Here is a 21,479-nt window from a genome sequence, read left to right on the forward strand (position 1 = left end):
CATGATTCTGTAAAGTTAGTAAAAAAGCTTAATCTGAATATTTACTTAATATTACATATATTTACAACGCGCTTTATACATTTATAAAAAACTTTTACAAAAGGATTCTATCATTATTAAATATACCCGTATAGATTAAAAAATGGCAAAAACTGTATATTTTTAATAATTTTACTTTATCTCCAATTTTAGCATACGCATTTAGAATGCATATTCGTAAGAAAAATTGATCAATAATTTATAATTTTGTTCCTTTTATAAAGGATAAAAATAATAATACTTTTTTTATTTAAAATTACATTTTTTAGAAAAAAATATTATTATATCATTCAAAAATAATTCTTTTTAATAAATTTTAAAGTATAATTATCTAACCCTAGAAGAATTACATCTCTAAAAAATATACAAAATAGGCTAATAAGAGTTTAGCTTTCTTCCCATTTTTTATAAAAAACTTATGTCACAATAGAAAAATTTTTAAATAAGCGTTTTTCAATTTATACGAGATAAAAATATTGAGTATTTTTGTGAATGCTAGAACCTATGAAGAATGCTTATCTTATAGGATAACGAGAAAGAAAATCTATAACGCCTTTTTTATAAACTTTATCGCCTACAGCAAGCATATGATCTCGACCAGGAATTGATAAAGCTTCACCACAAGGCAATAAAGCTGCTAACGGCTCTGCTGCACCGCCAATTTCATCTAATGAACCAACGACAACAAGTGCAGGTTGCTTAATTTTGTAAACTTCAGATGCCGTTAACTCCTGTTTTGATGTGATAATACAAGCAGCAAGAGCACGTTTATCGCTTTTCGTTTGATCTGCAAATTTACGGAACATTAAACCGCGCGTATTAGTAATAGTAGAAATATCTTCTGCTAAAAGTGCCTCAGCAACAGGCTCCCAATTTCCCGCTCCCGTTACCATACCAATACCTAAACCACCAAAAATGACACTGTGTACATATGTTGGATGCAAAAGAGCCATGAAAGCACTAATACGAGCCCCCATAGAATATCCCATAACATGGGCTTTAGATATCTCTAAATGCTGTAGTAACTTTATTGCGTCGCCAGCCATAGCTTGAGGTGTATAAAAAACAGGGTCATAACTTTTAACTGAATCTCCGTGACCGCGATTATCAAGAGCAATAACACGATATCCTGCTTCAGTGAGAATGCGAAACCAACCCGTTGCATACCAATTCACTCGTGCAGAAGATCCAAAACCATGGATCAACAAAACAGGCGCACCCTGCCCTTCTTCTCGATAAGCAAATCGCAAACCATTATATTCAAAAAAACGAATATCTTCAGCGGTCATTTTTTATTGCACTTTCCACAAAGTACAGGATGAATAACACGTTGCCCTTTTTGTATCTTTTTTTCAGAAACTTCACCAGCATTAATCTCAAGTGCAAAAGCTGCAGGAACTTCCGATGAAATGGTATTTGTCGAAAATGGAGAAGTGTTTTCAATAATCGATACAATAATTCCCTCAGAGTTTAAGAAAATCATATCTAAAGGTAAAGGCGTATTTGCCATCCACATAAAAATTTTCTGTTCATCTCCCGATTGAGAACTTTTTAGCTGCTTAAAGAGCATTGCACGATCGCGTGGAAAATCAGTCCGATACATTAAACCAGCCGCGGCTTGAGACGGCGTAAAAGCAATCTCTACCTTATAATAAACCGTACCTTGCTTTGTATGTATTTCTAAAGGAATCGGATGAACAGGAATCTCTATGGGCTTTTTTGCTACAACAACACGCATTTCTAACATAAAAAGCATTACCAATAAAACAATATACCCCTTTTTAAAAGGCTTTAACATTCTTGTCTCCACCACAGAAAATTTTTAAATTTTGTTTCTAAAATAAAAAGTACCAGAGTTTAAAAGTCAAAAAAATAAGAGGGGTGCCCCCTTGTTGTTTTCTAGTTTCTTTCAACGTAATACGCGCAACTTTCTCCATTTGGTTTATGGATTCACTAGAGCCATATTTTCTTTAAAAACCTACCTCTATAGAAATTTACGGAATAACCCCCTTTAAAAACATACTGTTTTTATTTGTGAAATTCAATGCGTAGCTAAAGGAATGCCTATATCCGGATAAATCTCTGCTGTCATTAAACCTTTTTCTCCTTTACCAAAACGTACAAGAACAACTTGGCCGGAACGAAGCTCTGCTAAACCAAAACGGCGCAACGTTTCCATATGAATAAAAATATCTTCTGTTCCTTGCCCACGGCTAAGAAAACCGTATCCTTTGTCACGATTAAACCATTTAACAATTGCACGTTCTAGTCCACTTTCTGGAGTAACAACAACATGGGTACGGGCTGGAACTTCTGATGGATGAATTGCTGAAGAACAATCTATGGATTTCACCTGAACGCACTTTAATCCTCTTTCAGTTTTTTCCACAGCACAAATAACTTTTGCTCCCTCCAAAGCTGTTTGAAAACCATCCCTTCGCATTACCGTAACATGCAATAATATATCGGGGAAATGAGGTAAATCAGGTACAATAAATCCATACCCCTTACTACCATCAAACCACTTAATGACACCACTGATTTCGATAATCTCCCCACAAGCACCTATACTATCTTCAGATAGGGGACAATCTTTTAATGCATCCTTACTCGTCATAATAACGTGATCCTGTAGCTTATAAATTGTACGATATTGATTCTCTAGGTTTAAGTAAACATTGCTCTTGTATCAACACGCAAGCCCCAAGATAAGATTTCCCCATATTGTCGTATCTTCTATGTTAATGTCAGAGAATATCAACATGAATATTTATAAAACTATTTGATTGTAAGCTTTACATATCTTACAAGGAGTGCCCTACAAAAGAGGTTATATGAAAGGTTTTTTTACATAATGATATTTTCATAAATGTGTAACTTGCATGATGAAGAAGTTCAATATAAGGTGAAAAAACAACAATTCAATTAAGGAAAATGCGCAATGCAATTGAAGAAAATCCTTACGACAATCACAGCATTCATGGCATTTACTGCAAATGTTTATGCAAGTGAACCTATCAAAATTGGTGTTTATCTTCCATTAAGTGGTCAAAATGCATTTGGAGGTCAGCTTGAAATTAGAGGTATAGAATTAGCCCATAAAAAAATTCCAGAAATTTTAGGACGTAAAGTAGAACTTGTTATTATTGATAATAAGTCTGATAAAGTAGAAGCAGCTAATGCTGTTATGCGTTTAACAGCAAGTGAAAAAGTAAGTGGAATCATTGGTAGCTATGGTTCCTCGCTTTCGTTGGCAGGTGGTGAAATATCTGAAAAAGCAAAGACTCCAACCATTGCAACTTCCTCAACAAGTCCTCTTGTTACACAGGGTAAAAAATATTATTTCCGCGCTTGTTTTATTGATTCCTATCAAGGAGTGGGAATCGCGACTTACATAAGTCAAACTTTACACGCAAAAAAAGCAGCTATCCTCAAAGATATTTCAAACGATTATGCCATTGGTCTTGCAAGCTACTTTATGCGTGCTTTCAAAAAATTAGGTGGTGAAGTTGTCTCAAATTTAAACTATAATTCCGGAGATCAGGATTTTTCAGCTGTTCTTACGCAAATTATCGCGCAAAAACCTGATATCTTATTCATTCCATCTTACTTTTCTGAGGGTGCTATCATTATGAAACAAGCACGAGAATTAGGAGCAAAGTTTCAAATTATGGGTGGAGATGCTATGGATAATCCAGAAACCATTGCGATTGCAGGAAAAGCTTCAGAAGGTTTCTTACATACGACACTTCCCTATAGTGAGGATATGCCAAATATGTCAGTAGCTGCGCAAGAATTCACAGCAGAATGGAAAAAAGAGTATCCTGACAAAGAGCCGAATATCAATTCTGTTTTGGGATATACGAGTTATATGATGTTCATGAAGGCTATTGAAAATGCTGGTAGCGCTGATCGTGAAAAAATTACTATCGCTCTTAGCAAATTAAAAGATTTTCAAACCCCCTTCGGTGATATGTCAATGGATGAAAATCATAACCCTAAGATTCCTATTGGTATCATTAAAATACAGGATGGAAAACGTGTTTATTTAGAAGAGGTTAAACCTGCTTTTTAATTAAAAAGTTTTACTTATTAAAATGCAAGAATTGGTTGAGGATCTTTTTCTCAACCAAAAACTTAGAAATTTCTTGTTATCCTATGTAAATTAACAAATGTGGAAGGATGAGAGATGAGCACTGAAATGTTCATCCAGTATTTTTTTAATGCACTGGCATTGGGATCTCTTTATGGGCTTATCGCTATTGGTTACACCATGGTCTACGGTATACTGAGACTCATTAATTTTGCTCACGGTGATATCTTTATGCTGGGAGCATATTTTGTTTTCTTTTCCACAATTAGCTTTATGCCTGCTTGGGCAGCACTTCTTCTTTTGTTTCTCGCGGCTCTTATTTATTATTCGGTCTTTATAGGGTTTAAAAGGCGCCCTTCAATTTACTGGATTGCTGTTTTTTTAATCCTTGCGTTAGGTTTTGTTTATTATTTTAAAATTTCTCCACAAGATTTTACCCCGATTTGGGTTTTAGCTCTTTGTTTTTCCATTTTTATTACAAGTGCAGTGGGTATTATTGTTGATCAACTTGCCTATAAACCTCTACGCCATGCTCCGCGTATCTCGGCGCTTATCGGTGCAATTGGTGTTTCTTTTTTTATTGAAAATCTTTCTACTGTACTCTTTAGTGGTGTTCCGAAAGGTGTAAAACAACCAGATTTTCTTGTAACACCATTTTTATGGCATTTAGGATCAGGAGCAGATGGTATCATTAGAATTGCTCCCATGTCTCTGATCGTTCCCGTTGTGTCATTGATTCTTATTGTTTTACTGTTATGGATTATCCATAAAACAAAACCGGGTCTTGCTATGCGTGCAATCTCCCATGATATTGAAACGACGCGTTTGATGGGTGTGTCTGTCAATAAAGTTATTGCATTTACATTTGGAATAGGCTCAGCTCTTGCCGCTATAGCAGGTATTATGTGGTCTTTACGTTATCCTCAAATTCAGCCTTATATGGGCGTTCTTCCTGGTCTCAAAGCATTTATCGCTGCTGTTATCGGAGGTATTGGTTCGATACCAGGAGCAATGTTGGGAGGATTGTTATTAGGGTTTATTGAAATTATGATTATCGCATTTTTCCCCGCGCTATCTGGATATCGAGATGCCTTCGCTTTCATTTTATTGATTCTGATTTTATTGATATTGCCCACAGGATTAATGGGTAAAAAAAGTCAGGAGAAAATCTAATGGCAAAGTCAGTGACAACTGTTTTATCTTGTATAAGTGTTTTAGTTCTCATAGGTTTTTTATTTTATGCTGATAGCCATTTTAATGACTATACGCTTCGTATCATAAATCTGATTGCTATTAATGCGATATTGGCAATTTCGCTTAATTTGATTTACGGTTTCACAGGTATGTTTTCTCTTGGACATGCTGGATTTATGGCTATTGGTGCTTATGTTTGCGCAATTTTACTTCTTTCCCCTGAACAAAAAGAAATGATGTGGATTCTGGAGCCTATCGCTGAACCATTGTATCATCTGCAATTACCTTTTTTTGTCGCTGTTGTTATAAGTGGTTTATGTGCTGCAGTTGTAGGTTTATTGATTGCTTTGCCAATATTACGTCTTGGTGGTGATTATCTTGGAATTGCAACATTGGGTTTTGCAGAAATTATTCGCATTGTCATTACGAACGCAACATCGCTTACAAATGGCTCTTTAGGTATCAAGGGAATACCTCAAAATGCAACATTATGGTGGAACTATGGTTGGTTAGCATTTACTGTTCTCTTTATTGTCCTTTTACTGCAAAGCAATACTGGTAACGTATTACGTGCCATTCGTGATGATGAAATTGCTGCGAAAACTATGGGAATTAACGCTTTTTTCTACCGTAGTTTTTCTTTTACTGTTGGAGCGTTTTTTGCAGGTATAGGTGGAGCATTAATGGCTGCTCTTATTTCAACCATTGATCCCAAAATGTTTAATTTTCTTCTAACTTTTAATATTTTGATGATTGTAGTTGCTGGTGGTCTCGGCTCAATTACAGGAAGTATTATTGGCAGCATTATTATTACAGTTATGCTTGAATGGCTTCGTATTATTGAAAATCCATTTGACTTAGGTTTCATACATATTCCAGAAACACCAGGGCTTCGTATGGTTGTTTTTTCTCTTTTATTGCTGGTAATTATCTTGTTTTGGAGAAAAGGGTTGATGGGACAACGAGAATTCTCATGGAATGGAATTTATAGCTTTTTGACACGCAAAAAGCTTTCTAATACTGAGGGAAAGCTATGAACGACACCATCCTTTCACTCAATAATATTGTAATGCGTTTTGGCGGATTAGTTGCTGTAAATAATATTAATATGGCAATTAAACGAGGAAGTATTACTGGATTAATTGGTCCCAATGGCGCTGGAAAAACAACCGTTTTCAATATGATTTCTGGATTTTATGCTCCTACAAGCGGCGTCATTCTTTTTGATGAGCAAAAAATTTCTGGAGCGCCTCCTTATATTATCTGTAGACGCCATATTGCCAGAACATTTCAAAATATTCGTCTTTTCTCAGGGTTAACGGTTTTGCAGAATGTTATGGTAGGAGCGCATGTTCGACAAAAATATCCTTGGTTTTCTTCAGCTCTATTTTTTTCAAAAGCAATGAAAGAAAAGAAGGAAGTTTATAAAAATTCCTTGGAGCTCCTTGAGCAGCTACAGCTTGATCACCTTGCCAATCAATCGGCAACAGCTTTACCTTATGGTGTGCAACGACGTCTAGAAATTGCACGCGCGTTAGCCACAAAGCCCAAATTGCTTCTTCTTGATGAACCTGTTGCTGGCATGAATCCACAAGAAAGTGAAGATCTTAGAAAATTCATAGCAAAAGTGCAAAAAGACTTTGATCTTACAATTCTTCTTATTGAGCACGATATGAAAGTGGTTATGGGGCTTTGCCAACATATTTTGGTTATGGAATATGGCTGTTGCATTGCCAATGGTACACCAGATGAAATTCGTAATAACCCTAAAGTTATTGAAGCTTATCTTGGCGGAGATGTTTATGGATATTCTTAAAATAAAAAATCTTTACGTTCATTATGGCGCCATTAAAGCTGTCCAAAATCTTTCTATGTCCATAAAAAAGGGAAGTATTGTCACTTTAATTGGAGCCAATGGTGCTGGAAAAAGCAGTATTGTACGTTCTATTACAGGACTTAATCGCTCTGTTTATGGAAAAATTACCTATAATGGCAAATCTATTATTAAAAAATCACCAGAAGAGATTTTGCGATTAGGTATTGCTCTAAGTCCTGAAGGACGCCGTATCATGCCCCATCTCACTGTTTTAGAGAATCTTCATCTAGGTGCTTATATCCGTCATGATAAGCAGGGAATTTCCCGTGATATTGAATGGATATTTGATCTTTTTCCGCGCCTACGAGAAAGAGCAAAACAGTTGGGAGGAACAATGTCAGGTGGTGAACAACAGATGGTTGCTGTGGGCCGTGCACTCATGAGCAATCCTGATATGGTCATATTAGATGAACCATCGTTGGGATTGGCTCCGCTTCTCGTTCGAGAAATTTTTTCGATTATTAGAAAAATTAATGAGATGGGAAAAACTGTTCTTCTTATTGAACAAAATGCATTTGCTGCGCTTTCTATAGCTGACTATGCTTATATTTTAGAGGTAGGACATATTTTATTTCACGGTGAAGGTAAAACTATGCTCTCTGATTCGCGTGTTAAAGAAGCCTATCTTGGTGGATAAAGACTACGAATTGAGGAAATAGAGCTCATCCCTCCACCTTTTAAAAAAGCATTTCTCGTTCTCAATGAGAAATGCTCCTTTGTAAAGTTTGATTATTACATCCACCATTTTTCTGCACTGAATATCCCTGCTTCTTTTTCAATAATGTGCGCTATCTGAAAAATGACTTCTTCAGCAAAAGGTTTACCAATCAATTGCAATCCTAGAGGTAAACCATTTGATGACAGACCTGCAGGAACAGAGATTCCTGGTAAACCAGCCATATTAACGGGTACCGTAAAAATGTCATTAAGATACATTGCTACAGCATCATTTTTTATTTTTTCATCAGCTATACCAAAGGCAGGTGTTAGTGTTGCTGGTGTCAGAATAGCATCAATGCCTGAAGCAAAACATTGATCAAAATCACGTTTTACGAGTGTTCTTACTTTTTGAGCTCTTAGATAACAGGCATCATAATAACCAGATGAAAGAACATAAGTCCCAACCAAAATACGTCGCTTGACTTCATCACCAAAACCAACAGAGCGCGTGTTTTCATACATCTCAATGATGTCTTTTCCAGGCACGCGTAGACCAAAACGCACACCATCATAACGCGCTAAATTAGAAGAGGCTTCTGCAGGAGCTATAATATAATAAGAAGGTAGAGCATATTTTGTATGAGGCAAAGAAATGTTCTTAATCTCAGTTCCTGCTTCCTTTAACCAACTTATGCCTTTTTTCCAAAGCTCAATAATTTCTGGAGACATTCCATCCATATGATATTCTTTTGGGATACCAATTTTCATTCCTTTAATTGATTGACCAAGATAACTTTCATAATCAGGAACTGGTAAATTCACGGAAGTAGAATCTTTTTCATCAAAAGAGGCCATTGATCTTAGTAAGATAGCACAATCACGAACATCTCTAGCAACAGGTCCAGCTTGATCAAGGGATGAAGCAAATGCAACAACGCCCCACCGTGAACAACGTCCATAAGTTGGCTTTATTCCTACAGTTCCAGTAAAAGCTGCTGGTTGACGTATTGAGCCACCTGTATCGGTTGCAGTTGCACCGGCACAAATTTGTGCAGCAACAGCGGCAGCAGATCCTCCCGAAGAACCACCGGGTACGAGTTTTTCATTCGAGTCTTTTTTTCTCCACGGATTAATAACGGGACCATAATATGATGTTTCATTGGATGAGCCCATAGCAAACTCATCCATATTAAGTTTTCCTAACATTACAGCACCGTCTTGCCATAAATTAGCCGTGACAGTTGATTCATAATGCGGTTTAAAACCATCAAGGATATGTGAACAGGCTTGAGTATGAACACCATAGGTTGCAAAAAGATCTTTAATCCCCAAAGGAATTCCTTCTAAAAGCCCTCCCTGCCCTCTCGCTAAGCGACTATCTGATTCAGCAGCCATTTTCATTGCCTGTTCTGCTGTTATTGTTACATAAGCATTCAAAATTGGATTAGCTGATTCTATTGCTTGTAAATAAGCTTCCGTTAATTCTGTTGCTTTGAGATTTTTCTTTGTTAGAGAATCACGAGCTTGCGCAATTGTGAGGGTTGTTAAATCGGTCATATTGGTTCTCAAATTTCAAAAATATAAAAAGTTACTCAACAATTTTTGAGACAAGAAAAAAATTTTCTTCTGTAACAGGGGCATTGGCTACAATATCTGCTGCTTTATCGCCATCTGTAACACTATCTTCACGCATTCGTAGAGTCATCGGCATCACAGATGTTAATGGCTCAACTCCACTGACATCAACTTCATTCAATTGCTCTACAAAACCTAAAATAGCATTGAATTTTTTTGTCACAGGTTCTATCTCATCATCGTGGATAGCAATCCGCGCTAAATGTGCGACCCGCTTGATGGTCTCTTGATCAACAGACATACTATTTACGCCTTTCTGTTTTTATTAATCTTTATTCTGGCTATACAAGGCTGAGCTTGCAAGCGCAAGAATATTAGATAACATGAATGAAGAATATAACCATTAGATCTGAAACATTAAAAAACGCATTATACCCTTATGACCGTTATTAATATAAACGAAGTTATGACACATCTTTTGCCTGGACAAACAATAGCAGGCTTAGATTTAGGGACAAAAACTATCGGAATTGCGATTTCTGATATGGGGCTGACTGTCTCAAATCCGCGTCCTGTACTACAGCGAAAAAAATTTACAGAAGATGCTTACACACTTATTAAAACTTTTGACCGTGAAAATGTAGGCGTTATTATCATCGGCTTACCCCTTAACATGAATGGGAGCAGCGGTTCTCGTGTTCAAGCAACCAGAGCTTTTGTGAGCAATATGAAAGCTTATACAAAAATTCCATTTGTTTTTTGGGACGAACGTTTGTCAACAATTGCTGCAGAGCGTTCTCTTCTAGAAATGAATGTATCGCGCGCTAAAAGAGCAAGCCGAATTGATTCGGCAGCCGCTGCTTTTATATTGCAAGGTGCTCTCAATAGAATTCAAAACTTTCATCATATGGAAGGATAGAGGACATTGAGCAAATGCCCTGCATTATATCGTGCAATGAGCATCCCGTAGGAAGATCTCCACTGTCCCCCAAGACGGCTTTCCATATAGGCATTTGCAACATGTTCTATGTCTGTAGAACGTAATGCTGCTGCTGCTGCTGCATAGGCTACCTGTTCAACAAAAAACCTTCCTGCACCTTCATTTGCTGATGCCATATCACCTGCTGACTTAATAATTTCAATTGCTCGTGGTCCCGCTGGTCCAATATCAAGAGCAATTTTTTCTAACAATTTCTGAAACAGTCCCGGTGCTTTTTCAGCAATAAGAATGGCATCCTTTACCAATTGATTAGCAGAACTATTTCTCACAATTCGTGCAGGCCCATTATGCAACATTTGCGATAATGGATTATTCTCTATAAAACTTTCAATACCAAGTTGTGCAATAATTTCGCCAATAATAGGCACAACCAATTGACTTACGTGATAAGCAATAATAGGTGTCATAATGCGGGCAAAAGCTGCTTCAGAACGGTCATTTGCTGCATTGTCAAATGCTCTCGCTAAACGCAAAACCAATGCTTGTGAAGCAGCTATATCTAATGCAATATCTGCAAAAATACGTTCTGTCAGTGGTGGTAAAGGTTGATTGGGCATTTTTTTCCGGAAAAAATCTATGCCAAATTGAAGAGCCGCTCGCAAAACACCTGCCGATATTACTGATTGATCGAAACGCATCATCGTCTCGATATCTTTAATAACTTTAAGCCCTTCTCCAGCATTTCCCAAAAGCCAACCATAACTGCCTTGGAAATCAACAACCCCCTCTGGTGTTAAAAGTTCTCCAGAACGCTGAATTAAATGACGAATCGATATAAATCCATTTAATGCGCCATTTTCTTGTATGCGTGGAATAAAAAAACAACTTAAATGACCATTTAAATCTGCACTAACAAGATATCCGTCAGCGGTAGGATTAATAACATTGGTTTTTACAACATTTAAACGATATAGATCACGTTCCATACTTTCATCGAAAGAAATCTTCTTAACACTTGGAAAATTAAAAGCGTATTTTTCAATATCATCAAATGCACAAGTTAGAGAAGCAGCCTTTTTATGATGAATAGGCTTTGATGAGGAATCATATTGGCGTGATAAAAGTACATTTTGCCATTTTTTGAAGAGCTCAATATCACTAATTAACACAGCAATAGCTGCACTCGTTATGATAACTTCATTCAAATGTCCTGTTTCTAAACCAGCAGATAAAGCTAAACGAATCGCACGCGCTTGATAGCGTACTCCATTTTCTGAGCTCGTATTTTCCCAAAGTGAGGTAACCAAACCAGCTTGTCTAGAATATTGTTGAAGAGCTTGATAGGAAGAATGGATCTCTAATTTTTCCGTCGGTTGCCCCCATTCATCATTATAACACAATAAAGGCTTATAATGATTTGCCAAGCAAGAGAGTTTCCATGCTTCTCGACTCGCTGCAAAATCTCCTATTTCTTCAAAACTTGCTAACAAAAACTTAGGCAAAGTAGAGGCAATACGAAACATAAGCGTATCGCTAAGAAATGTATTTTTTCGACGATTATTTTGCGCAGATACAGCACTCATAGGTATATTCCTACATTCAAACCATTCATATCATAGACTATTTGTCTTTTTAGAGTTAAGAAACATTTATCATATTCAAACAAATGCTTGTTTAACCTGTTTAGAGAGAGATAAAGAAGAATGCTATGATTCAAGATAATTTTTTTCCACTTTTCCCTCATCAACATCTTTTAGCTATTAAAGATCTAAGTGTACAAGATCTTAATACATTGCTTGATCGTGCAGAAGCAAATGTTATCCTTTCTAACAAAATTGATAAAATAAAATCTACTTTGCATGGACGGACTCAAATTAATCTCTTTTTTGAAGCCTCTACGCGAACACAATCTTCTTTTGAATTAGCGGGTAAAAGGCTAGGTGCACACGTGATGAGTCTTGCGATCGGCAACTCATCTGTAAAAAAAGGAGAAACATTACTTGATACAGCTGCAACTCTCAATGCGATGAAGCCGGATATACTGGTTTTTCGCCATAACAGTGCAGGAGCGGCAGCTTTATTAGCGCAAAAAGTTGATTGTTGTGTCATTAATGCAGGTGATGGTGCTCATGAACATCCAACACAGGCTTTATTAGATGCTCTAACCATTAAAAGAGCAAAAGGTCGTATTGAAGGATTAACTGTTGCGATTTGTGGAGATATCTTACACTCACGTGTTGCCCGTTCCAATATCCTGAGTCTCAATGCTTTGGGTGCTCGTGTTCGTGTTGTTGCTCCCTCAACACTCTTACCCGCAGAAATCACTCATATGAGTGTTGAGGTTTTTAACACAATGAAAGAAGGTCTTAAAAATGCTGACGTTATCATGATGTTACGCTTACAGCATGAACGGATGACAGGTTCTTTTATTCCCTCTACGCATGAATATTTCCATTATTTTGGCTTACATAAAGAAAATTTAGCCTATGCCAAAAATGATTCCATTATTCTGCATCCTGGCCCAATAAACCGTGGTGTAGAGATTGCATCTGACATAGCAGATGGATCACAAAGTATGATTCATACACAAGTAGAAATGGGAATTGCAGTGCGTATGGCGGTCATGGAGGCTTTATTAGATTCACGCGCAAAGATCAGTGGAGAAAAAAAATGATAAAACCAATTGTTTTTCAAAATGCTCGTATTATTGATCCTTCACGCGCAGTCGATGAAATTGGTACAGTTATTGTTGAAAATGGACGGATTATAGCCGCTGGAAAAGATGCTCTGAATCAGGGTTTCCCAGAAGAAGCAGAAATTGTTAACGCACAAAACAAAGCAATTCTCCCTGGCCTTGTTGATGCGCGCGTTTTTGTTGGAGAATTAGGGAATGAACACTGTGAAACAATCGCATCAACAAGTCAATCCGCCGCCGCAGGTGGTATTACTTCTTTCCTCATGATGCCAGATACGCGTCCAGTCATTGATAATGTGGCACTTGTTGAATTTATTAGGCATACAGTACAAGAAAAGTCATCGGTCAATATTTATCCCGTTGCTGCGATCACACAAGGTTTCAACGGACAGCAAATAGCGGAATTCGGCTTACTAAAAGATGCAGGAGCTGTTGCCTTTTATGAAGGAAAAAAAACGCTTCAAAGTTCATCTGTTATGCGACGTGCAATGACTTATGCGCGTGATTTTGATGTTCCATTGATGCATGAAACGCAAGATAAAGATCTTACAGGACAAGGTGTGATGAATGAAGGGCTGCTCGCCAGTTGGCTTGGTCTTTCTGGCATCCCCCGCGAAGCAGAAGTTATCCCACTTGAAAGGGATCTGCGATTAGCAGTATTAACGCAAACACGCTATCATGCCGCTCAAATATCAACAGCACTCTCTGCTGATGCACTTCGTTTAGGTAAAAAACGCAGTGAGAAAATTTCAGCGGGTGTATCTATTAATCATTTATCTTTCAATGAAAATGACATTGGCGAATATCGCACCTCTTTTCGCTTAATGCCCCCATTGCGTACAGAAGAAGACCGTATAGCAATGATTGAAGCAATAAAGGATGGGACTATAGATGTTATTGTCTCTTCTCATGATCCTCAAAGTAAAGATACAAAACATTTACCATTTAATGACGCAGCAGTTGGCGCTATTGGTATGGAGACTTTATTGAGTGCAGCCTTACGCCTTTATCATGATGAGAGCCTATCTCTTCTACGGATAACTGAACTTTTGTCAACGGCGCCTGCAAAGCTCTTTGGACTCAATGCAGGAACACTGAAGAAAGGTGCTCATGCAGACCTTATTGTGGTTGATCTTGAAGAACCATGGGTTGTTTCGAAAGAGAAGCTCTATTCACGTTCAAAAAATACCCCTTTTGAGAATGCACGTTTTCAAGGACGCGTGCTCCAGACCATTGTGAAAGGGAAAACCGTTTTTAAACTTGATCAACAAACTTAATGAGATTTTTAATGAATGAAGCAGAAATATTTTTTCAGTCCACTCCATGGTTTATTTTCCTCATATCTTATATCATTGGCTCGATTCCATTTGGTCTTCTTTTTACGAGATTAGCCAAACTTGGCGATGTGAGAACAATTGGTTCCGGCAATATTGGAGCTACAAATGTTTTACGAACAGGAAATAAAAAACTTGCTGCTCTAACACTTCTTTGTGATATGTTGAAAGGAACTATCGTTGTTTTCGTTATAAAGTTTTTTAGTGATCCGCTAGACAATAGTATCCTTGTTTCTCTAGCAGGTTTTTTTGTTTTCTTAGGGCATCTTTTCCCCATATGGCTTAAATTTAAAGGCGGCAAAGGTGTTGCTACCTATCTAGGGATCTGCTTAGGAATCTATTGGCCTGCAGCAATTATTTTTATTATTGTATGGATAACGATTTTTCTCCTCACACGCTATTCTTCATTATCCGCACTCGTTTCTGTTGTTATAACTGCGATATTTGTTTTTTACTTTTCCGATCCTTATTTCTATTTTATGCTGATTGTGATGAGCATATTTGTGTATATAAAGCATTACGCAAATATCGGTAGATTATTAATTGGGGAAGAAAGTAAGATTGGGACTCAAAACGGGGATAAATAAAGGAATCCTGCTCACTGATCGTCAACGTCTAAATTGGTTACGGTTGTTGCGTAGTGAAAATATTGGAGCAGTGAGTTTTCGCAATCTCATTGATCATTATAAAACAGCAGAAAATGCTCTGGAAGCGCTGCCAGAGCTTAGTAGAAAAGGCGGTGGTTCTGTATCTATTAAAATAGCAAGCTTAGAAGATGCAGAAAAAGAAATACAAAAAGCGAAAAGATTAGGTGTTCGGTTTATCGGTATGGGAGAACCAGATTATCCAGCTTTTCTTAAGGTTACAGAAGCCCCTCCGCCGCTTATTGCTATCAAAGGTAATGTTTCAATTTTTCAAAAAACTTCTATTGGAATTATAGGTTCTCGAAATGCTTCAGCTGCGGGAAAAAAGCTTACGGCTCAATTTGCGCGTTTTCTCGGAGAAGCAGACTTTGTAACAATTTCTGGGCTCGCTCGTGGAATTGATAGCGTTGCGCATCAAGCAAGTTTAAAAACAGGAACTGTTGCAGTTATGGCTGGGGGAATTGATCATATCTATCCTCCTGAAAATAAAAAGTTGCATGAAGATATTATCGCCAATGGTGGAGCCATCATCAGCGAAATGCCCATTTCTTGGAAGCCGCGTGCTATCGACTTTCCAAGAAGAAACCGTATTATTGCAGCTCTATCACTTGGTCTCTTGGTTGTAGAGGCAGCCCTGCGCTCAGGGTCCTTAATTACCGCACGTCAAGCAGCTGAAATGGGGCGGTTAATTTTTGCCATTCCCGGCTCACCACTTGATCCAAGATCTGTTGGTACAAACAATCTTATCAAGGACGGTGCTCTACTCACCACACATCCTTCTGACATCATAGAAACACTTACGCCATTAATTTCACCGCTTCCAAATTCGCAACTCAATTTTTTTGAGGAACCATCCTCTTTACAACTTGAAAAGGAGAATTTCAATTTAGCAGATGAAAAAAACAGCGGTCCCTCTTTAGCAGGTGATGATGCAGCACGTGCAGCAGTTCTCTCCGCTCTTTCAACAACGCCAATCGATTTAGACACTCTCAGCACCCACACAGGTGTTTCACTTCCAACTCTCTACCTCTTGTTGGTAGAACTCGAGCTTGCTGGAAAGCTTATTCGACACTCTGGTGGTTGTGTGTCATTGTCGAATCTTGATCTTTCCCAAGAGCCTCAGCACTATTAATAATGCTTTGCCCTTCTTTGGCAACCATATCCAAAAGCAATGCTAAAAGCGGACTATGCGCCTGACGCGCCATCTGATTCATTTGCTTAGACATGTCTGTAATATATTGGATAACTTTTAAATGATTTATAAACATAATCCTCTATCCTTGAGCATTTCCCCTCCTACCTCTCAATAGACGTTATCTTAGTATTTCGTCGTATGTTTTTGTAATAACAGTGGAAAATAAATCGTGTAATTCTATATAGGGTGTATTCTAATAATAACAATCATAAGTTGTACAATATTCATGTTTTTTATATGGCTAATATTTTTTTATGTGCTCTTAAGCAATTGTCATTAGCTATTCGCGTAAAAGGCGTTTATAAAAAAGTTTTTTATTTCAATATTTGGGTAAAATTATGAATATCGTTATCGTTGAATCTCCAGCAAAAGCAAAAACAATTAATAAATATCTTGGGTCTCAATACAAAGTTGTCGCATCATTTGGACATGTTCGTGATTTACCTGCAAAAGATGGTTCTGTTTTACCGGATCAAGATTTTTCTATGAAATGGGATATAGATTCTTCTGCCGCTAAACGTTTAAATGAAATAGCAAAAGCCGTTAAAGAAGCCGATAGCCTTATATTAGCAACAGACCCTGATCGTGAAGGGGAGGCTATTTCATGGCATATTCTGGATGTTCTTCGTCAAAAAAAAGTTTTAAAAGATAAACCTATTAAAAGAGTTGTCTTCAATGCCATCACAAAAAAGTCTGTGCTTGATGCTATGAACAATCCACGTGATATTGATACATCACTTGTAGATGCTTATCTTGCACGTCGCGCACTTGATTATCTCGTTGGTTTTACACTTTCACCTGTTTTATGGCGAAAACTCCCTGGTGCACGTTCAGCAGGACGCGTTCAATCGGTTGCTTTGCGTATTATTTGTGATCGTGAATCAGAAATAGAACATTTTATCAAAGAAGATTATTGGTCCGTTACAACACAGTTAAAAACCATCCGAAATGATAGTTTCCAAGCAAGATTGACAATGTTTAATCAAAGAAAAATAGGCAAGCTTGATATTCAATCTCAAGAACAAGCAGACCAAATTCGCTTTATGTTGGAGAAAGCCCAATATCATACACTCAGTGTTGAAGCAAAACCTACAAAGAGAAATCCTCTTCCTCCATTTACAACCTCCACACTACAACAAGCAGCTTCTTCAAAATTAGGATTTTCAGCTTCTCGCACTATGCAAATTGCCCAAAAGCTTTATGAAGGCATTGAAATTAATGGTGAAACGGCAGGGCTTATTACTTATATGCGTACCGATGGTGTGCAAATAGCACCAGAGGCTATAGATTCAGCACGAAAAGTTATTCATGAAACTTTCGGTAAAGACTATATTCCTGAAAAACCACGTTTTTATTCAACAAAGGCAAAAAATGCACAGGAAGCACACGAAGCGATCCGTCCAACAGATTTTCAACGCAATCCTAGTCAAGTCCGTAATTTTCTTGATAGCGATCAAGCAAAGCTCTATGAGCTGATATGGAAGCGTGCTATTGCCAGCCAAATGCGTTCTGCTGAAATTGAACGCACAACTGTTGAAATTGAAGCACAGCAAGGAGAAAACCGTGCAAATCTACGAGCAACAGGATCTGTTATTCGCTTTGATGGCTTTATTTCCGTCTACACCGATCAACGAGACGAAGAAAATAATGAAGAAAATGAAACAACACGTTTACCACAAATAAACACTGGTGAAGCACTTACAAAAGAAAAAGTTGAATCTGCACAGCATACCACAGAGCCCCCTTCTCGTTATTCTGAAGCTTCATTAATTAAAAAGCTTGAGGAGTTAGGAATTGGTCGTCCTTCAACTTATGCCTCCACATTGGCGACATTGTGTGACCGTGGATATATTGTAATTGATAAACGAAAGCTTATTCCCGATGCTAAGGGACGTATTGTTACAGCCTTTCTTGAAAATTTTTTTAATCGCTATGTAGAATATGGTTTCACAGCAGATCTTGAAGAAAAGCTGGATCTTATCTCTGATGGAAAACTTTCTTGGAAAGACGTATTGCGAGATTTTTGGGATGGATTTAATGCATCTATTAGCAATATCCAAGAACTCCGTATAACCAATGTTCTTGATGTTTTAAATGTAACATTAGCACCTCTCGCCTTTCCTAAACGTGAAGATGGAAGTGATGTGCGTTCCTGTCCTCTTTGTAAAAATGGTCAATTATCATTAAAACTCGGTCGTTATGGTGCTTTTGTTGGCTGTTCTAATTATCCCGAATGTAAGTACACACGCCAACTCGGTACAGATACTGGAGAAGAGAATGAAGCTGTGCGCAATGATGAACCTGTTATCCTTGGTATTGACCCTGAAACAGGAAAAGATATCTCTCTTCGTAATGGTCGGTTTGGTCCCTATATTCAACTTGGTGAAAGCAAAGAAGTTAAGCGTGCAGGACTACCAAAAGAATGGCAGGCAGAAAACGTAACCCTTGATAAAGCCTTGGCCTTACTATCCCTTCCCCGTGAAATTGGCATTCATCCTGAAACTGGAAAAACAATCACAGCTACGATTGGACGATATGGTCCCTATCTTAGCCATAACGGAAAATCTGCGCGCCTTCTTCATGCAGATGAAGTTTTTGATATTGGTATCAATCGCGCTGTTACAGTATTGGCAGAGCAACAAGAAAACAAAACCAAGCAAAGCAGAACAACACCTGCAGCATTGGCAACATTAGGAGAGCATCCCGAAGGAGGAACCATTACCGTGCGCAACGGGCGTTATGGTCCTTATGTTAATTGGGGTAAAATTAATGCAACATTGCCAAAAGATAAAGATCCCATTAGTGTAACACTGCCAGAGGCATTAGAACTTATATCGGCTAAAGCATCGAGTAAAAAAACAACTTCAAAAAGAGCTTCTTCTAAAACAAAAGCAAAAATAAAAGAGACATAAATTTTGGCTAAAGGTGAAAAAAACATAAAATATCTCTCTTCATTCAAGGGGAAAAATTTTCCCGATAAGGAAGAAATCCTTTTCTTTATAAATGAGAATCCTAACCACTCAAGTAAACGAGAAATCGCCAAAGCTTTTAACTTAAAAGGCGATTCCCGTATTTGGCTTAGAGATATATTACGTGAGTTAAAGGATCAAAATCCTATCTCTAAACAACGCAAAAGAGCAATAAACAAAGGAAAATTACCTCCTGTTACTTTAGTAAAAATTAGCGGACGTGATAAAGATGGGAGTTTTATTGCACAACCTCTTGAATGGGAAGATTCTCCAAAGCCCAATATTGAAATACACTCTTTTCATCACATAAAAGGAAGTAGCATTGGTGTTGGAGATCATATTCTTGTAAAAGTTTTTCGAAATAAAAATTCTGAAAGCTCAAGCCCCCCTTATATGGGACGAATTATTCGTAAAATTGATGTATCTCCCAAAAGCGCATTTGCTGTTGTACGAAAATTTGAAAATAATCAATGGCGCCTTGATCCTATAGACCGCAAAACCAGTGAACTCATTGTTGAAATGTCTCCAGAAATGAAGATTGAAATTGGTGATCTCGTTGAAGTCGAAATTAAAAAAAATACTGGTTACGGATTAAAGAGCGCAAAAATAAAGAATGTTTTAGGGCATATTAAGAGTGAAAAAACACTCTCAATGATAGCGCTTCTTTCGAAAGGAATTCCTTATATTTTTCCTGAAAGTGTTCTTGAGCAAGTCAAACATATCAAAGCTGCCAATATGGATAATCGTGAAGATTGGCGACAATTACCATTTATTACAATTGATCCACCAGATGCAAAAGACCATGATGATGCAGTTTATGCAACCAAGGATAAGGACCCAGCAAATAATGATGGTTGGATTATTATTGTGGCCATTGCAGATGTTTCTTACTATATCAAAACAGGAAGCGCATTAGATAAAGAAGCATTGAAACGCGGAAATTCTGTTTATTTTCCCGATACCGTTGTGCCAATGTTACCTGAACGCCTTTCTCATGATTTATGTTCTCTGCGTGAAGGAAAAGAAAGACCAGCTTTAGCCGTTCGTATGATTTTTGATGCAAACGGTAATAAACGAAAACATAGTTTTCATCGTACTATGATTCGTGTAAGAGCCAAACTTTCTTATCAAGAAGTACAATTGGCAATTGAAGGGAATATAAATGAAAAAACAGCCGCTCTTTTTGAGAGCATTTTGCAACCCTTATGGGAAGCCTATGCATGCCTTAAAGCTGCGCGAAATCGTCGCCAACCACTAGAGTTAGAAATTGCAGAAAAAAAGATTATTCTTGATCAAAATGGATGCATAAAAGATGTTGTGAGTGAAACACAATTAGAAGCGCATCGTTTAATTGAAGAGTTTATGATACAAGCCAATATTGCAGCTTCTGAAACATTAAAACAACATCACCAGCCCCTCATTTATCGTATTCATGAAAAACCTTCTCTTGCTAAGCAAGAAATACTTCGGAGCTTTCTTCAAAGTTTGGGGATACCACTCTCCCGCGGAAGCGAACTTACCTCAGCGCGCCTTAATAGCATTCTGGCAAAAGTGACGAATACACCACAAAAAGAATTGATCAACCAAGTTATTCTGCGCTCACAATCTCAAGCTGAGTATAATCCAAAAAATATCGGCCACTTTGGTTTAAACCTACATAACTATACACATTTTACATCCCCCATCCGTCGTTATGCTGATCTTATTATTCATCGAGCACTCATTAAAACGCTGAAATTAGGAAATGATCAATTAACAGATACACAAGAACAAAATCTTGCAGAAATTGCTACGCAAATTTCTTTATACGAGCGCCGTGCAATGATGGCTGAAAGGGAAACTATTGATCGGCTTGTTGCTCACTATTTAACGAATAAAATCGGCCGTATTTTTACAGGTCGCATTTCCGGAGTGACAAAAGCAGGTCTTTTTATCTCACTTGATAAACTCAATACAGATGGTTTTGTCCATATTTCTACACTTAAAAATGATTATTATCATTTTGATGAAGCACAACATGTTCTTGTAGGACAGCGTAGCCATAAAGGCTATCAGCTCAGTGATGTTGTAGAAGTAAAACTTATAACGGTACAACCTTTTGCTGGCGCTTTATGCTTTGAACTCTTAACAAAACCTCGTCCAATAAAATTTTCACCGACATCCTACCATAAAAACAAATTAAAAAAACAAAAGCATACCTTTTATGGGAAAAGAAAAAATTAAGCTTCTTGTCCTCCATTAAATAGAATATGAATAATAAAAAAT

At 37.5% G+C, this 21,479-nt stretch carries 19 protein-coding genes; 12 read left to right on the top strand and 7 right to left on the bottom strand.

Features of this window, described 5'->3' with window-relative positions; genetic code table 11:
- Nucleotides 1–554 precede the first annotated feature (554 nt).
- The 3 genes from ACFIKY_RS03635 to ACFIKY_RS03645 form a co-directional block, all read right to left on the bottom strand.
- Nucleotides 555–1,328 (bottom strand): alpha/beta fold hydrolase, encoded by a 774-nt coding sequence (locus tag ACFIKY_RS03635; protein ID WP_375661420.1) that lies wholly within the window; start codon nt 1,326–1,328, stop codon nt 555–557.
- Nucleotides 1,325–1,837: a DUF192 domain-containing protein gene (locus tag ACFIKY_RS03640; protein ID WP_375636084.1), complete on the bottom strand. Its 513-nt coding sequence runs from the start codon at nt 1,835–1,837 to the stop codon at nt 1,325–1,327. The genes ACFIKY_RS03635 and ACFIKY_RS03640 overlap by 4 nt, the downstream gene beginning before the upstream one ends.
- A gap of 243 nt (nt 1,838–2,080) precedes the next feature.
- Nucleotides 2,081–2,656 (bottom strand): cold-shock protein, encoded by a 576-nt coding sequence (locus tag ACFIKY_RS03645; RefSeq protein WP_015856414.1) that lies wholly within the window; start codon nt 2,654–2,656, stop codon nt 2,081–2,083.
- Nucleotides 2,657–2,980: 324 nt separating this feature from the next.
- Between ACFIKY_RS03645 and ACFIKY_RS03650 the strand changes: the two genes are divergently transcribed.
- The 5 genes from ACFIKY_RS03650 to ACFIKY_RS03670 all read left to right on the top strand — a co-directional run bounded on the left by ACFIKY_RS03650 (nt 2,981) and on the right by ACFIKY_RS03670 (nt 7,839).
- Nucleotides 2,981–4,114: an ABC transporter substrate-binding protein gene (locus ACFIKY_RS03650; RefSeq protein WP_015856415.1), complete on the top strand. Its 1,134-nt coding sequence runs from the start codon at nt 2,981–2,983 to the stop codon at nt 4,112–4,114.
- 114 nt (nt 4,115–4,228) lie between these two features.
- Nucleotides 4,229–5,305, top strand: coding sequence for a branched-chain amino acid ABC transporter permease (locus tag ACFIKY_RS03655; RefSeq protein WP_273787948.1), 1,077 nt, complete (start codon nt 4,229–4,231; stop codon nt 5,303–5,305).
- Nucleotides 5,305–6,363, top strand: a complete 1,059-nt coding sequence (locus ACFIKY_RS03660) for a branched-chain amino acid ABC transporter permease (protein ID WP_375661422.1) — start codon at nt 5,305–5,307, stop codon at nt 6,361–6,363. Before ACFIKY_RS03655 ends, ACFIKY_RS03660 begins: the two co-directional genes overlap by 1 nt.
- Nucleotides 6,360–7,142 (top strand): ABC transporter ATP-binding protein, encoded by a 783-nt coding sequence (locus ACFIKY_RS03665; protein WP_015856418.1) that lies wholly within the window; start codon nt 6,360–6,362, stop codon nt 7,140–7,142. Before ACFIKY_RS03660 ends, ACFIKY_RS03665 begins: the two co-directional genes overlap by 4 nt.
- On the top strand, nt 7,129–7,839 hold the full coding sequence (locus ACFIKY_RS03670; RefSeq protein WP_015856419.1) for an ABC transporter ATP-binding protein: 711 nt from the start codon (nt 7,129–7,131) through the stop codon (nt 7,837–7,839). Before ACFIKY_RS03665 ends, ACFIKY_RS03670 begins: the two co-directional genes overlap by 14 nt.
- Before the next feature lie 95 nt (nt 7,840–7,934).
- Here the strand turns inward: ACFIKY_RS03670 and gatA are convergent, their stop codons facing one another.
- Together gatA and gatC are read right to left on the bottom strand one after the other, a co-directional pair.
- Entirely contained in the window at nt 7,935–9,419 is a 1,485-nt protein-coding gene (gatA, locus tag ACFIKY_RS03675) for an Asp-tRNA(Asn)/Glu-tRNA(Gln) amidotransferase subunit GatA (RefSeq protein WP_375653098.1), read from the bottom strand.
- Between the two features lie 31 nt (nt 9,420–9,450).
- A complete protein-coding gene (gatC, locus tag ACFIKY_RS03680) occupies nt 9,451–9,738 on the bottom strand; it encodes an Asp-tRNA(Asn)/Glu-tRNA(Gln) amidotransferase subunit GatC (protein WP_375661423.1) in 288 nt (95 codons plus the stop codon).
- A 138-nt stretch (nt 9,739–9,876) separates the two neighbouring features.
- Between gatC and ruvX the strand changes: the two genes are divergently transcribed.
- Nucleotides 9,877–10,356 carry a Holliday junction resolvase RuvX gene (gene ruvX, locus ACFIKY_RS03685; RefSeq protein ID WP_375636082.1) on the top strand — a complete coding sequence of 160 codons (480 nt, stop codon included), beginning with the start codon at nt 9,877–9,879 and terminating at the stop codon, nt 10,354–10,356.
- On the opposite strand, the gene ACFIKY_RS03690 is transcribed toward ruvX, so the two are convergent.
- Nucleotides 10,341–11,960, bottom strand: a complete 1,620-nt coding sequence (locus ACFIKY_RS03690) for an acyl-CoA dehydrogenase family protein (RefSeq protein ID WP_273787944.1) — start codon at nt 11,958–11,960, stop codon at nt 10,341–10,343. The genes ruvX and ACFIKY_RS03690 overlap by 16 nt on opposite strands.
- A gap of 125 nt (nt 11,961–12,085) precedes the next feature.
- Here ACFIKY_RS03690 and ACFIKY_RS03695 point away from each other — a divergent pair, with 125 nt between their 5' ends.
- From ACFIKY_RS03695 to dprA, 4 genes are read left to right on the top strand one after another with little or no spacing between them, the layout of a single operon-like run.
- Entirely contained in the window at nt 12,086–13,051 is a 966-nt protein-coding gene (locus tag ACFIKY_RS03695; RefSeq protein ID WP_375636081.1) for an aspartate carbamoyltransferase catalytic subunit, read from the top strand.
- Nucleotides 13,048–14,349, top strand: a complete 1,302-nt coding sequence (locus tag ACFIKY_RS03700) for a dihydroorotase (RefSeq protein WP_375636080.1) — start codon at nt 13,048–13,050, stop codon at nt 14,347–14,349. Before ACFIKY_RS03695 ends, ACFIKY_RS03700 begins: the two co-directional genes overlap by 4 nt.
- An 11-nt stretch (nt 14,350–14,360) precedes the next feature.
- Entirely contained in the window at nt 14,361–14,993 is a 633-nt protein-coding gene (gene plsY, locus ACFIKY_RS03705) for a glycerol-3-phosphate 1-O-acyltransferase PlsY (protein ID WP_375636079.1), read from the top strand.
- Nucleotides 14,968–16,182 (top strand): DNA-processing protein DprA, encoded by a 1,215-nt coding sequence (dprA, locus tag ACFIKY_RS03710; RefSeq protein ID WP_375661425.1) that lies wholly within the window; start codon nt 14,968–14,970, stop codon nt 16,180–16,182. The genes plsY and dprA overlap by 26 nt, the downstream gene beginning before the upstream one ends.
- On the opposite strand, the gene ACFIKY_RS03715 is transcribed toward dprA, so the two are convergent.
- Nucleotides 16,112–16,318 (bottom strand): hypothetical protein, encoded by a 207-nt coding sequence (locus ACFIKY_RS03715; RefSeq protein ID WP_375661426.1) that lies wholly within the window; start codon nt 16,316–16,318, stop codon nt 16,112–16,114. The two genes, dprA and ACFIKY_RS03715, sit on opposite strands and share 71 nt — an antisense overlap.
- A 265-nt stretch (nt 16,319–16,583) precedes the next feature.
- On the opposite strand from ACFIKY_RS03715, the gene topA reads away from it, so the two are divergent.
- Nucleotides 16,584–19,157, top strand: coding sequence for a type I DNA topoisomerase (topA, locus tag ACFIKY_RS03720; protein ID WP_375636077.1), 2,574 nt, complete (start codon nt 16,584–16,586; stop codon nt 19,155–19,157).
- A 3-nt stretch (nt 19,158–19,160) separates the two neighbouring features.
- Complete coding sequence (gene rnr / locus ACFIKY_RS03725; RefSeq protein ID WP_375636076.1) at nt 19,161–21,437, top strand: ribonuclease R; 2,277 nt, start codon at nt 19,161–19,163, stop codon at nt 21,435–21,437.
- The last annotated feature ends 42 nt before the right edge of the window (nt 21,438–21,479 follow it).

It is taken from the genome of Bartonella sp. CR127HXZ (assembly GCF_042194555.1).
Lineage (GTDB): Bacteria > Pseudomonadota > Alphaproteobacteria > Rhizobiales > Rhizobiaceae > Bartonella > Bartonella grahamii.